Here is a 12,640-nt window from a genome sequence, read left to right as displayed (position 1 = left end):
TCATGGACATCGCTCACCAACGTGAACTCGCCCGCCTGCGCGCGACGCTGCGCCGTGAACGACGCCCGCAAAGCGGCCTCGATCAACGGCTGGTGCCGCCTGACAAGGCGACAGCCTATCGCGTCGCCGGCATGGTCGCGGAAGAACTTGGTTGGGAAGTCGTCGGCTGGAAGATCGCCGGCATGAAGGAGGGGCTGCAGCGTCAGCTTCGCACGGACTCGCCGATCTATGGCCGGGTGTTCGCACCGATCATGGAGTCGCCGGCCAGCGTCGAGCACGCCAAACTCTGCAGCCCGATTCCCGAAGTCGAGTATCAGGCGCGCTTGGGCGTCGACCTGCCGCCGCGCGAAAAGCCCTATACACTTGCAGAAATCACAGAGTCAGTGGCGTCGCTGCATACGGGAATCGAACTCGCCGAATGCCGCTTCGTCCATGATGCCGCATTTCCGCCGCTGCCCGCGATCCTCGCCGATGGCGCGGGAAGCGGCATCATCGTTTGCGGCGCCGCGATTCCCGATTGGAAGACGCGCGATATCGCCGGACAGGAAGTGTTGTTGAGCTGCAACGGCACGCTGCGCCGAAAGGGCACGGCGGGGGAGGCGCTCGACCATCCGATGGTGCCGCTCACCTGGCTCGCCAACGAGCTCTCGCGCACCGGAGTCGGAATGAAGGCGGGACAGACCGTCAGCACGGGAACGCTGACAGGCATGTTGCGGCCGAAGCCCGGTGAGGCCTATGTCGCGGATTTCGGCCCGTTCGGAACCGTTACGGCGACCTATGCGTGAAGGGCCGCGGCAAGGCCGATCTCACTTGCCCTGTTCGGGAAGGTCGCCAAGAAGATTCGACAGCCTGACCGCAAGCTTTCGCAGCCGGACATTCTCCTCGAGCAGCAGCCCGAGATTGCCGTTTTCCTGCTGCCGCGCGCCATCTCTGCGAAGGCCGTCGGCTTCGTCGAGCAGGGGCGATAGCGCGGCAAGGAGGGCGTCGCCTCGAAGCGGCGCGTTGCGCGCTTGAGGCTCGTACTTGTCCTGACGCAGCGGCACGACGTTGTCGCGATGTCCGGCGTCCCGAAATGCATCGACGCCGGGCTGTCTGGCACGCGGTGAATGTTCGATACTCATGACAATTTCCTGATCACAAGGTGGCGCAGTCGCCTTTTCAGCGACGAACTTTCCATTGAGTCCGGGGCAAATTTGCGTCGGAAAGGCAACGGCGAAAAGGCTCGCCAGATAGTTCATGCGTCGCTCGAGTCACACGGCAGATCGGATTAGGCCTAATTTTTGACGTACCGCCGGCCTTTCTGGCGTCCCGGGGTGGGCTGGGGAGCAACCACCTTAGGGGCGTACCGATGACGGATTTCCTGACCAATGCGGAGCACTGGCGCAAGCGCGCGGAACGGACGAGGGAGCTAGCTGCCGTTGCCGTCAAGGACCAGGGGCGCCTGCTCAAGGTGGCGGAAGAATATGATCGCCTGGCGGCGCTCGCCGAACGGCGGCGAAGCGCGCCGGTTCCGCCCGGTCCCTACGTTCCGGCAAGCCGGCCCGAATAAACCCTTCAATCGAGAAGCCGTCGTAAGAGCGGGCCGTTTCCGCTTCCGCAGGCGCGTGGCTGCGTCATCGCGGCGGAAATGCGCCCCCATACCCCAGATGTGTGACCTCTAAAACACAACCGCCAAGCAACGTTCAAACCATTGTGATCGCGTGATTGCGGTCGAATCAACGAATCGCCTAGACCGTTAGTGGGGCTGGGAAGCGGAGAGTTAGTATGAGAGTCGCTTCCTTAGAAAGTGTACTGACGGCGGCTACGCTGGTATTGGCCATCGTCATCGTGCTGTGGGGAATCAAGATTTTCCACGGTGTGTGAACAGGCGAGCTGGCGTCGAACTAGAGACCTCCGGTCAAGAAGAGGCTCGCGACCAAGGCAGAGGCAAAGGCGTCACTTCCGCGGCGGCGGAGGCCTTCTTGTTTCTGGTTGCCCGACGCATGGTTCGCCGGAGGCTTGTCCCTTCCGACGCGTATCGAGTTTGATTTACGGCCTGGCGCGATTCCGCACGGGCCGCGAGAGGCATTGGTTTCAAATTCCGCATGCATTTTGGTTATTATCTGATGATCGCAGCCCTCGTTCTCATGGGGCTTGAAGTTCTTTACGCGCTCTATCAATTGTCGACGTTTCTCTAGATCGCACGCGCAGGCTGCAGGTTTGCCCCGCGCGGGCCTTACGATTTGCCGCAATCACGCCGCTTTAGCGCCGGGGTCGTCTCCGCACGATTCCAATTTTAGTCGCAAATTTGCCTGCCGACTCACCTCATTCTCCGCGCGCGAGACAGGGTGACTGGGGGCACGTTCCGCTTTTTAAAATTGGAGTATCAATCATGCGAGTAGACCATCCGCAGCTTAATAAGCGAGACCGCCGCGCTGAACCTTCATTTTGGGTTGAGGAACCGACCGACGACGCTCTTTCACTGCTTGAGAATGCCCTGCGCGGGGACGAGCCCGCCCTTCGTCGAAACGAAAAGGCCGACGAGGCCCATGCGCTGATCGAGGAGAATGCCAGGCTTCGGGAGCTTTTGTCCCAGCTTTCGGACCTGATCCGCAAAAACGGCATTCAGACGCGCTAGACCAGCGCCACGATCTGATTTCGGCCCCGCCCCGGCACGAGTGGTTCGACCGCTGCCGGGGCGGGGCCGCATTGTTTTCAAGGATTGAATTCTTTGCCGCCGCCGCATGAGAAGCGGCGGATGGTCCGGCCGGATACGCGCCACCATCAGGCCAGATGACACGCCACGAAATGTCCGTCGCTGCCTTGCTTCAATTCGGGCGCGCTTTCCCGGCAGCGCGGTTCGGCGATCGGGCAGCGGGTGTGGAAGTGGCAGCCGCGCGGCGGGTTCATCGGGCTGGGTACGTCGCCCTGCAGCCGGATCCGCTTACGCTTCACCTTCGGGTCCGGCACCGGCACGGCGGAAAGCAGCGCCTGCGTGTAGGGGTGTCGGGGATTGCGGTAGAGGTCGCTCGCGTCAGCCAGCTCGACGATGCGGCCGAGATACATCACCGCGACGCGGTCGGAAATATGCTCGACCACGGAGAGATCGTGGGCCACGAACAGATAGGTGAGCCCGAGCTCGGCCTGCAGGTCTTCCAACAGATTGATCACCTGCGCCTGAATGGAGACGTCGAGCGCGGAAACCGGCTCGTCGCAGACGATGAACTTGGGCTCCACCGCAAGTGCGCGCGCAATCACGATGCGCTGGCGCTGGCCACCGGAAAATTCGTGCGGGTAGCGGCGCATGTGCTCGGCCTTCAGCCCGACCTTGACGAGCAGGCTCGCCACGCGGTCATCCCGCTCGCTTGCCGAGGAAGCGAGCGCGTGGATGGTGAAGGCTTCGCCGAGAATCGCGCCGACCGTCATGCGCGGATTGAGCGAGGCAAAGGGGTCCTGGAAGACGATCTGCATGTTGCGCCGCATGGTGCGCAGGTCGCCGCCGGAAAGGCCTCGCACGTCGCGCCCGTCGAAGACGATCTCGCCTTCGCTGGGTTCGACCAGGCGCAGCACGCAGCGCGCGGTGGTGGACTTACCGCAACCGGACTCGCCGACCAGCCCGAGCGTTTCGCCGCGATTGACTGCAAACGACACGCCGTCCACCGCATGCACGCGCCCGACTTCGCGCGAAAGGAATCCGCCCTTGACGGGAAAATATTTCTTCAGGCCGTTAACGCGCAGCAGGGGTTCGCTCATGCCGTCTCTCCGCGCACGTCTCCGAGGTGGCACGCCATGCGATGGCCCGGAGCGACCTCGCGCAGCACCGGTTCCTGTTCGGCGCAACGACCAAAGGCGTAGCGGCAGCGTGGCGCGAACCGGCAGCCGGGCGCGGGATTGATCAGGATCGGCACCGAGCCGCCGATCGCTTCCAGCCGGGTCTTGTGCGCGCTGGCGAGATCGATGCGCGGGATCGAGCGGATCAGGCCCTGCGTGTAGGGATGGTGCGGGCTTTCGAACAGGCTGTCGACATCGGCCTCTTCGACCACCTTGCCGGCATACATGACGACGACCCGCTGCGCGGTTTCGGCCACCACGCCCATGGCGTGGGTGATCAGCATCACCGCCATGCCGAAGCGTTCCTTCATGTCCTGCAGAAGATCGAGAATCTGCGCCTGGATGGTCACGTCGAGCGCGGTGGTCGGCTCGTCGGCGATGACGAGCTTGGGCTTGCAGGCAAGCGCCATCGCGATCATGACGCGCTGGCGCATGCCGCCCGAGAACTGATGCGGGTAATCATGGACGCGAGCTTCCGCGTTCGGGATCTGCACCAGCTTGAACAGTTCGACCGTGCGGGCGAGCGCGTCCTTGCTCGAGAGGCCCTCGTGGCGGCGCAGGCTCTCGGCAACCTGTTCGCCGACGGTCAGCACCGGGTTTAGCGAGGTCATCGGCTCCTGGAAGATGAAGCCGATATCCTTGGCGCGGATGTCGTCGAGCTCGCTACTGGTGAGCGGCACGAGGTCGCGGCCTTCGAACATGATTTGGCCTTCGACGATGCGGCCTGGCGGCATCGGAATGAGCTTCAGAACCGACATGGCTGTCACGGTCTTACCGCAGCCGGATTCGCCGACCACGCAGAGCGTCTCGCCCTTGTTGAGCGTGATGTCGACGCCATCGACCGCCCTCAGCATGCCGTCGTCGGTAGCGAAGTGGGTTTTCAGGCCCTTGATTTCGAGCAATGGAGCCATCAGATCACCCGCCTCGCATCGAGCGCATCGCGCATGCCGTCGCCGATGAAATTGATGGCCACGACCGCGATGAAGATGGCGCCGCCCGGAAACAACGCCCAATGCGGACCGATGTCGAGATAGTCCTTGGCGTCGAACAACAGCCGCCCCCAGGTCGGGGTATCCGGCGGAAAGCCGAGGCCGAGAAACGACAGCGTCGATTCGGCGATGATCGCGGCGGCGACGTCGATGGTGCCGGCGATGATCACGGGGCCGACTGCGTTAGGCAGGATGTGCCGCACCACCTGCCGCAACGGGCTGGCGCCGAGCGCGCGCGCGGCTTCGACGAATTCCTTCTCGCGCAGGGAGAGGAACTGAGCGCGCACCAGCCGCGCGACCGGCATCCAGCGCAGGCCGCCGATGACGAGCACGATCAGGATGAAGATGCCGCCCTCGGGCCCGAACACGGATTTGAGCCCGTCGCGGAACAGATAGATCAGAAGCAGCAGCAGCGGCAGTTGCGGTAGCGAGAGGAACAGGTCGGTCAGCCACATCAGCGCGTGCCCGAGCGCCCCGCGCGACATGCCGGCGAGCGCGCCGATCAGCGTACCGACGAGGACGGCGACCGCCATGGCGGCAAGCCCAACCGCGAGTGAGATACGTCCACCATAGATCATGCGGGCGAGGATATCCTGTCCGAGATCGTCGGTGCCGAAGGGGTGGGCGAACGAGGGGCCCTCAAGGCGCGCGTTGAAATCGATCTCGTTGATGCTGACGCGCCAGACGAATGGGCCGAATACCACCGCTGCGATCAGGACAAGCAGCAGGAACGCGCTGACCACGGCGAGCTTATGCCGGCGATAGCGCCGCCAAGTCTCGCGCCAGGGCGACCAGGCCGGCCGCCGCTCAGCGGAAGGAGATGCGAGGGTCAAGCCAGCCATAGAGGACATCCGCGATCAGGTTGAAGAGCACCACAAGACAGGCGAAGACGAAGGTCACGGCCATCACAACCGGCGTGTCGTTGGAGAGGATGGAGGAGATCAGCAGTGAGCCGATCCCCGGAATCCGGAAGATCTGCTCGGTGACAATGGCGCCGCCGAACACGGCGGGCATCTGCAGCGCGACCAGGGTGACGACCGGAATCATCGCGTTGCGCATCGCGTGCTTGACGATCACCCGGGGTTGCCCGAGGCCCTTGGCGCGGGCGGTGGTGACGTAGTCAAGGCGGATCACGTCCAGCATGGCCGAACGCACGAAGCGCGTCATCGAAGCCGCCTGGAACAGGCCGAGCACCATCACCGGCATGATGGCCTGGCGGATATGCTCGAAGAGCCAGCGTATCCCGGTCGCCTTGATATCGCTGGAATAGACAAAGGGCAGCCAGTCCAGCGTGATCGAGAAGACCAGGATGAATAGCAGCCCCGTGAAGAAAGTCGGCAGCGAGAAGCCGATGAAGGCAAACGTGTTGGCGATCTGATCGAAAATCGAATAGGGCCTGGTCGCGGCGAACACGCCCACGGGAATCGCGATCAGGAGCGCCAGTATTTGCGCCGAGCCAATCACGTAAAGCGTGGTCGGCAGGCGCTGCAGGATCAGCGTGTCGACGTTCATCCGGCTGACGAAGGAAAAGCCCCAGTCGCCCTGCGCCATCGCCGCTAGCCAGCGCAGGTAGCGGACGTAGATCGGATCGTCTAGGCCGAACTTGGCCCGAAGCGCCGCCCCGACTTCGGGCGGCACGTTCGGATTGGTCGCCAGTTCACTGAAGGGATCGCCGGGCGCGAGCGCCAGCACGATGAACAGAACGAGCGAAATGCCGAGCAGGCTCGGCACGGCGATCATGAGGCGACGCAGCACATACTGGCTCATGAGGGAAAAATCCCTTCGCGATCAGCCCGTCGCCTCCCGATACCAGTCGAATAGATTGTCGGTCTCGTTGGCCCAGCCACTGACCACCGGGCGCAGCGCATTGGCGGCAGCTTCCACTTTCAGGCGGTGCATCACCGGGATGAACACGATGTCCTGCATCATGATGTCGTTGGCCTTGATGTAGAGAGCGGCGCGCTTCACCATGTCGGTCTCGGCCTCGGCGGCGTCGATCGCCGCGTCATATTCCTTGTTGACCCAGCGCGGGAAGTTCACGCCCTGCCACTTGTTCTCCTTGGTGGCGACGTTGCGCGAATGATAGCGGCGCATGTGCTGGGCCGGGTCGGGTTGGCTCATCGGGATCTGGAACATCTCGAGGTCGGCATAGAATTTGGCGTAGGTGTCGGGGTTAGCGACATCGGAGGAGAAGAACACCGAGGCGACCACCGATTTCAGCTCGACGTCGATGCCGGCCTTCTGACAGGCCTGCTTGACGATCGCCTGGGTCTTCTGGCGCGGGCCGTTGATCGCGGTCTGGTATAGAAGCTTCAGCTTCTTGCCGTCCTTCTCGCGGATGCCGTCCGCGCCGACTTTCCAGCCCGCATCGTCCAGCAGCTTGGACGCCTTCTCGATGCTGAATTCCCAGCTAGTGTTTTTGGAAACAAACTTCTCGGGGCCGTTGAGGAAATTGGGCGTGACGCGTCCGGCGCGGCCGTAGATGACTTTCTTGACGGCCTCGCGGTCGACCAGCATGGAGAGCGCCTTGCGCACCGCGGGATCGGAGAGCAGCGGGTGCTTGGTCTTGATCGAGGAGCGCTCGCCGTCGACCTCGGTGTTGGGGTCGGTGAAGTTGAGGGCGATGAATTCGGTGTCGCCGCCGACCGCATAGACGGTCTTGCCCTTGCCGCCCTTTTCCAGGCGCAGCAGGACGTCGTCTTCCACCTGGATGTTCCAGCCGAAATCATACTCGCCGGTCTGGATGACGGCGCGCGCGGCCGAGACCGCATCGCCGCCGCCTTTCATCTCGACGGTGTCGAAGTGGGGGCGGTTCGGCATATGGTAGTCGGGATTGAGCACGCCGCGGATCACATCGCCCGGCTTGAACTCGACGAATTTGTAGGGACCGGTGCCGACCGGCGAAAGGTTGTTCGGCGCCTCGCGGGACTTGGCGCCTTTATATTCCGCGAACAGGTGTTTTGGGATGATGCTGCCGGGAGCGCCGACGAACGCATCGGCCCAGAACGGTGTCGGCTTCTTGAAGAGGATGCGGACCGTGAGGTCGTCGACCTTTTCCACGGTGATATCGCGGTGAACGCCGATGGTCACGGTGGCGGTGGCGGGATCGCGGGCGTATTCCCAGTTGAACACGACGTCGTCGGCGGTGAAGGGCTTGCCGTCGTGCCATTTGACGCCGGGCTTGAGTTTCCAGGTCACCGACATGCCGTCGGCGGCGAGGCCGCCGTTCTGCAGCGAGGGAATCTCGGCCGCCAGAACCAGTTTCATGTTGCCGTCCGGATCCCAGCAGGCGAGCGGCTCATAGAACAGGCGCGAGCCGTCCTGGTCCTTGGTGCCGGTGGCGAAATGCGGATTCAGCAAGGTCGGTCCCTGCCACCAGAGCAGCTTCAGCGCGCCGCCGCCGCCGCGCTTGGTCGGCTTGTAGACGGAGGGGCCTTCGGCCAGGGCCACGCCGCCCATGGCCAGAATCTGCGTGGCCATGGGTGCGGTGAGACCGAAAGCAAGCATGCGCTGAACGAAGCCGCGGCGATCCATGCGCCCGTCCTTCACCTCGTCGATCATGGCTTTGAGTTCAGTGTCCAGCATCGTAGTCCCCGTCTGGTTTTCGTTTGGTTGTGGCCGGACCCGCGGGCCGCGGCCGGCGGAGGGTAGATTGCGCATCGTTTGAACGCAAACGGTTCAATGGTCGTCGTTTGGGCAAAAAGTCTTTGCACCGCACACGGCTTCGGCAATCCGGCCTTTTCTGTGCGCCAAATTTGTTCGCTTGGTCAGACGAGCGACATGTCCAGCGGCGGTGCCACGCTGTCCGGCAGCGGGCTGACATAGGGGGTGCGGGCGGTGCGCTTGTTGAGGTCGGCCTTGGCGGCGGCGATCAGGTCCGGTTCCGTCAGCGCCCTGACGCCTAAACCCGCCATGGCCTTGGCGGCCTGCACCATCGCCTTGTGGGCGTGCGGGCTCTTGCCCTGTGCCACCACCTGCCAGGTGTGCAAGGGGGTGCCGATGGCAATGGTCGGGGCGTGAACCTGAACGGTCGGCACGACCCAGCTCACGTCGCCCACATCGGTGGATCCGATCAGTGGGTTGCGCTTGGCGTCCAGCGGCACGATGAAATCGGCCAGCGGCCGGTCGGTCGGCTCCATGCCGATCGCATGATAGACGGTGGCGATATCCTTCTCGGTCAGCGTCGAGCGGATTTTTTGCGCGAAGTCCTTGTCGGCCTCGTCGAAATGCGGCGGGCCGAGTTCCTCCATGATGCCGTGAAGGGCCTGTTCGAGCGGGGCGTTGGGCAGCAAATTGGAGACGGCGGAAATGATCCGCATCTCCACACTCGTTTCGGTCATCAGCGCCGCGCCCTGTGCGATCTTGTGGACGCGTTCCACCAGTTCGTTCATGCCGGGCAAATCGCGGGCGCGGATCGAATAGCGCACGCGGGCGTGGGCCTGCACCACGTTCGGGGCGATGCCGCCGGTATCGAGCAGCGCGTAATGGACGCGGGCATCGCTCGGCATGTGTTCGCGCATGTAGTTGACGCCGACATTCATCAGCTCGACCGCATCCAGCGCGCTGCGGCCGAGATGCGGCGAGGCCGCGGCATGCGAGGTGCGCCCGGTGAAAATGAAATCGGCGCGGGTGTTGGCGAGCGAGGGGGTCACCACCACTTCCCAGAAACTGTGGGGGTGCCAGGTGATCGCGATATCGGCGTCGTCGAAGGCGCCCGATCGCACCATGAAGGTCTTTGCCGCTCCGCCTTCCTCCGCGGGGCAGCCGTAATAGCGCACGCGCCCCGGTGCCTTGTGCTCGGCTAGCCAATCCTTCACGGCGGTGGCCGCGAGCAGGGCGGCGGAACCAAGCAGATTGTGGCCGCAACCATGGCCATGGCCGCCGGCCTGCAGCGGCCGCGGTTCCGCCACGCCAGCCGCCTGACTGAGGCCGGGCAGGGCGTCATATTCGCCAAGGAAGGCGATCACGGGTCCGCCTTCGCCCCATTCGCCCATCAGGGCGGTAGGAATGCCTGCGACCTGCTCCGTGATGCGGAAACCCTGATGACGCAGCTCGGCGAGATGTTCGGCGGAAGATCGCGCCTCGGTGTAGCAGATCTCGGGCATCGCCCAGACCCGGTCGCTTAGGGCGGTGAAGCGCGGCTTGATGGTGTCGACGCCACGCCAGATGCTACTGCGGTTATCCATCTTCCAATCCCTGAAACTGAAGGCGATGTGAGCAATTGTTATCAGCTTCGCGAGATAACGCCCAGCGCAGGGCAGGTATCCGCCATGCTCGTCACACCTTCAAGACGTGCGGCCTGAACAGCCGGCCTTTCTCCACTACCAGCACCACCGCGAGCGCCGCCAGCGTGCAGAGCAGGAAGCCGGTCGCGAACGGCACCAGCGTGCCGTCGTAATCCTGGCCGATGGTGGCGCCAATGCCGATGCCGAGCAGGGTGGTGATCGAGCCGTACAGCGACGCAGCGGTGCCGGCGATATGGCCCTGCGGCTCCATGGCGAGCGCGGTGAAATTGGCGATCATCAAGCCGAACGCAAACATCATCGATATCGAGAGCACCATGAACAGCGGCAACGGCAGCATCTGCATTTTCGCCGCCACCAGCATGGTTGCGGCGATGACCACGAAGCCTAGCAGCGCAGCGTGGGAGATCACGCGCATGCCGAGGCGGCCGACGAGGCGGGAATTGACGAAGCCGGCGATGGCGGTTCCGACCGCGACGCCGGCAAACGCAACCGGAAAATAATATCCGAGCTTGTAGATCTCGGTGAACACTTGCTGCGACGTAAACACGAACGCGAACAGCGAACCCAATACGCCGCCGGCGACCAGCGCATAACCCAGCGTCTGGCGGTTGGTCAGCGTCTGGCGGAACGCATCGAACACCTCGCCGACGGCGAGCGACCTGCGCCTTTCGACCGGCAGCGTCTCCGGCATGCGCAGCGCGCTCCAGATCAACGCCACCACGCCATACAGCGTCAGCACGATAAAGATGCCGCGCCATTGCGTCAGCAGCAGCACGGCCTGGCCGAAGGCCGGGGCGACCACGGGCACCGCAATGAATATCATCATCGCCAGCGACATCACGCTCGCCATGCGCCGGCCGGCATAGCAGTCGCGCACGATTGAGGTTGCGATCACACGCGTGGCCGAGGTGCTGAGGCCCTGCAGTGCGCGTGCCAGCAGCAACGTCTCGAACGATGGGGCGGCGATCGCGAGCAGGCCGGCAGCGCAGTAGACGATCATGCCGCCGAGCAGGACCGGCCGCCGGCCGAACCGGTCGGATAAGGGGCCCATGACGAACTGCCCGACGCCGAAGCCGACCAGGAAGATCGACAGCACCATCTGCGGCCGGTTGACTGAACTGATGTGGAAGGCGGACGCGATGTCCGGCAGCGCCGGCAGCATCATGTCCATCGCAAGCGGATTCAGCGCCATGATCGACGCGATCACGATTACGAATTCGGGGAAGCCCATCGGGCGGTGGCCTGAAGCGGCCAAGGCATCGGCACTGGTATCGGACAACGAAAAACCCTCTTGCGGAGCGCAATCTATTCATGGTGCTGCGGCGCACAATCTGCGTTTTGGTATAGCAGCCCGGCAGCATCGGAGCCGATAGGCACGCCCTGCCCACCCAGGCGGCAACGCGTTCCGCTGCCGGCCAAAGTCATTGTTCTGGTGGGCCGCTTGTTCTATCCCGTACCGGCTGGAAACGACAGCCGTGGCTTACGTTCGAACGGAGACCTTGTGTCAGGAAAAACCTTGAAGATCGGCACGCGCAAGAGCGCGATGGCGCTGGCGCAGACCGAAGCGATCGCACGGCTGCTGCGCGCGGCCGATCCCGCGCTCGGCGTCGAGATCGTCACGTTCGAAACCCGCGGCGACCAGGACCAGACCAGCAAGCTGTTGCGCCACGGCGGCAAGGGTGGCGCCTTCGTCGCCGAAATTCGCGAGGCCATGCGCGGCGGAGAATTGCAGGCGGCAATGCACTCGCTCAAGGACGTTCCCGGCAACGAGGAGACGCCGGGCCTGATCATCGCGGCGACCCTGCCGCGCGATCCGGCCAACGACGCGCTTGTGCTGCGTCCGGGCCTTTCGCTGGATGCGTTCCGCGCATCGAAAGGTAAAGGTTTCAAGATCGGCACCAATGCGGTGCGCCGCGCCGCCTATCTGCGCCGGCTGTTCCCCGAGGCCACCGTGATTCATTTCCGCGGCGCCGCCGATACCCGCGTCGCGAAGCTCGATCGCGGCGACAAGCAGCGGCTTCCCGATGGCGGCGAGGTGGGACCGGCGGACGCGCTGGTGATGGCAAGGTCAGGGCTCGAACGCATCGGAATGGCGTCGCGCATCGTCCATGACTTTTCGGTCCGGGAAATGCTGCCTGCGGTAGGGCAGGGCATCGTCGCGGTGGAATGCGTCGAGAAGGACTGGGTCACGCGCGGCCGGCTCGCCAGGATCGAGGACGCCTCGTCGCGCCTCTGCGCCGAGGCCGAGCGCGAAGTGCTGTGGGTTTTAAACGGCCACTGCAACTCGCCGATCGCCGGCCACGCGACGTTGGCGGGCAATGAGATGACGCTGACAGCCGCCGTGCTGGATGAAGCCGGCGACCGCTTTATCGAGGTGTCGCGCCAGGGGGCTGCGAACCGCCCCCGCGAACTCGGCCGTGCGGTTGGGCTCGAGTTACTCGACAAGGGAGCCGCGGAAATTATCGCGCGCACGCGGCCGGAGGAGGATTCGCTGCTTTCGTAAGGGACGCGTTCCCCGGATGCTGCGCAGCGCGCCGCCTCTCGCGGCGTGGTGCGCTGCTGATCCGGGGTCCATGCCACGAACGATGGGTCCCG

The 12,640-nt window shown here is 64.0% G+C and carries 12 protein-coding genes; 4 read left to right on the top strand and 8 right to left on the bottom strand.

Annotated features, from left to right (window positions below; all coding sequences use genetic code 11):
* Positions 1-2: 2 nt before the first annotated feature.
* A complete protein-coding gene (locus tag V1277_RS06435; protein WP_334415476.1) occupies positions 3-785 on the top strand; it encodes a 2-keto-4-pentenoate hydratase in 783 nt (260 codons plus the stop codon).
* A gap of 21 nt (positions 786-806) precedes the next feature.
* On the opposite strand, the gene V1277_RS06430 is transcribed toward V1277_RS06435, so the two are convergent.
* The gene (locus V1277_RS06430) at positions 807-1,238 is read right to left on the bottom strand and encodes a hypothetical protein (protein ID WP_334415475.1); all 432 of its coding nucleotides are present in this window, start codon (positions 1,236-1,238) and stop codon (positions 807-809) included.
* A gap of 110 nt (positions 1,239-1,348) precedes the next feature.
* Between V1277_RS06430 and V1277_RS06425 the strand changes: the two genes are divergently transcribed.
* Both V1277_RS06425 and V1277_RS06420 read left to right on the top strand, forming a co-directional pair.
* Complete coding sequence (locus tag V1277_RS06425; protein ID WP_334373684.1) at positions 1,349-1,549, top strand: hypothetical protein; 201 nt, start codon at positions 1,349-1,351, stop codon at positions 1,547-1,549.
* An 822-nt stretch (positions 1,550-2,371) separates the two neighbouring features.
* Positions 2,372-2,617, top strand: coding sequence for a hypothetical protein (locus V1277_RS06420; RefSeq protein ID WP_334373685.1), 246 nt, complete (start codon positions 2,372-2,374; stop codon positions 2,615-2,617).
* A gap of 146 nt (positions 2,618-2,763) precedes the next feature.
* Here the strand turns inward: V1277_RS06420 and V1277_RS06415 are convergent, their stop codons facing one another.
* The 7 genes from V1277_RS06415 to V1277_RS06385 all read right to left on the bottom strand — a co-directional run bounded on the left by V1277_RS06415 (position 2,764) and on the right by V1277_RS06385 (position 11,324).
* The gene (locus V1277_RS06415; RefSeq protein ID WP_334415474.1) at positions 2,764-3,732 is read right to left on the bottom strand and encodes an ABC transporter ATP-binding protein; all 969 of its coding nucleotides are present in this window, start codon (positions 3,730-3,732) and stop codon (positions 2,764-2,766) included.
* Positions 3,729-4,721: an ABC transporter ATP-binding protein gene (locus V1277_RS06410; protein WP_334415473.1), complete on the bottom strand. Its 993-nt coding sequence runs from the start codon at positions 4,719-4,721 to the stop codon at positions 3,729-3,731. Before V1277_RS06410 ends, V1277_RS06415 begins: the two co-directional genes overlap by 4 nt.
* Positions 4,721-5,641, bottom strand: coding sequence for an ABC transporter permease (locus V1277_RS06405; protein WP_334415472.1), 921 nt, complete (start codon positions 5,639-5,641; stop codon positions 4,721-4,723). The genes V1277_RS06410 and V1277_RS06405 overlap by 1 nt, the downstream gene beginning before the upstream one ends.
* Entirely contained in the window at positions 5,607-6,566 is a 960-nt protein-coding gene (locus tag V1277_RS06400; RefSeq protein ID WP_334373689.1) for an ABC transporter permease, read from the bottom strand. The genes V1277_RS06405 and V1277_RS06400 overlap by 35 nt, the downstream gene beginning before the upstream one ends.
* Positions 6,567-6,587: 21 nt before the next feature.
* Positions 6,588-8,384 carry a peptide ABC transporter substrate-binding protein gene (locus tag V1277_RS06395; RefSeq protein ID WP_334415471.1) on the bottom strand — a complete coding sequence of 599 codons (1,797 nt, stop codon included), beginning with the start codon at positions 8,382-8,384 and terminating at the stop codon, positions 6,588-6,590.
* A gap of 182 nt (positions 8,385-8,566) precedes the next feature.
* Positions 8,567-9,985: a M20 family metallopeptidase gene (locus tag V1277_RS06390; RefSeq protein WP_334415470.1), complete on the bottom strand. Its 1,419-nt coding sequence runs from the start codon at positions 9,983-9,985 to the stop codon at positions 8,567-8,569.
* Between the two features lie 91 nt (positions 9,986-10,076).
* The gene (locus tag V1277_RS06385) at positions 10,077-11,324 is read right to left on the bottom strand and encodes a multidrug effflux MFS transporter (RefSeq protein WP_334415469.1); all 1,248 of its coding nucleotides are present in this window, start codon (positions 11,322-11,324) and stop codon (positions 10,077-10,079) included.
* Between the two features lie 237 nt (positions 11,325-11,561).
* Here V1277_RS06385 and hemC point away from each other — a divergent pair, with 237 nt between their 5' ends.
* Positions 11,562-12,548: a hydroxymethylbilane synthase gene (gene hemC, locus V1277_RS06380; protein WP_334420296.1), complete on the top strand. Its 987-nt coding sequence runs from the start codon at positions 11,562-11,564 to the stop codon at positions 12,546-12,548.
* Positions 12,549-12,640 lie beyond the last annotated feature (92 nt).

It is taken from the genome of Bradyrhizobium sp. AZCC 1588, assembly GCF_036924735.1.
GTDB lineage: Bacteria > Pseudomonadota > Alphaproteobacteria > Rhizobiales > Xanthobacteraceae > Bradyrhizobium.
This window is presented reverse-complemented; position numbering and strand designations above follow the sequence as displayed.

Excerpts from the sequence above, each read along its gene's own strand:
- V1277_RS06435 (WP_334415476.1), top strand. The coding sequence starts at position 3 with ATGGACATCGCTCACCAACGTGAACTCGCCCGCCTGCGCGCGACGCTG.
- V1277_RS06430 (WP_334415475.1), bottom strand. The coding sequence starts at position 1,238 with ATGAACTATCTGGCGAGCCTTTTCGCCGTTGCCTTTCCGACGCAAATT.
- V1277_RS06425 (WP_334373684.1), top strand. The coding sequence starts at position 1,349 with ATGACGGATTTCCTGACCAATGCGGAGCACTGGCGCAAGCGCGCGGAA.
- V1277_RS06420 (WP_334373685.1), top strand. The coding sequence starts at position 2,372 with ATGCGAGTAGACCATCCGCAGCTTAATAAGCGAGACCGCCGCGCTGAA.
- V1277_RS06415 (WP_334415474.1), bottom strand. The coding sequence starts at position 3,732 with ATGAGCGAACCCCTGCTGCGCGTTAACGGCCTGAAGAAATATTTTCCC.
- V1277_RS06410 (WP_334415473.1), bottom strand. The coding sequence starts at position 4,721 with ATGGCTCCATTGCTCGAAATCAAGGGCCTGAAAACCCACTTCGCTACC.
- V1277_RS06405 (WP_334415472.1), bottom strand. The coding sequence starts at position 5,641 with ATGGCTGGCTTGACCCTCGCATCTCCTTCCGCTGAGCGGCGGCCGGCC.
- V1277_RS06400 (WP_334373689.1), bottom strand. The coding sequence starts at position 6,566 with ATGAGCCAGTATGTGCTGCGTCGCCTCATGATCGCCGTGCCGAGCCTG.
- V1277_RS06395 (WP_334415471.1), bottom strand. The coding sequence starts at position 8,384 with ATGCTGGACACTGAACTCAAAGCCATGATCGACGAGGTGAAGGACGGG.
- V1277_RS06390 (WP_334415470.1), bottom strand. The coding sequence starts at position 9,985 with ATGGATAACCGCAGTAGCATCTGGCGTGGCGTCGACACCATCAAGCCG.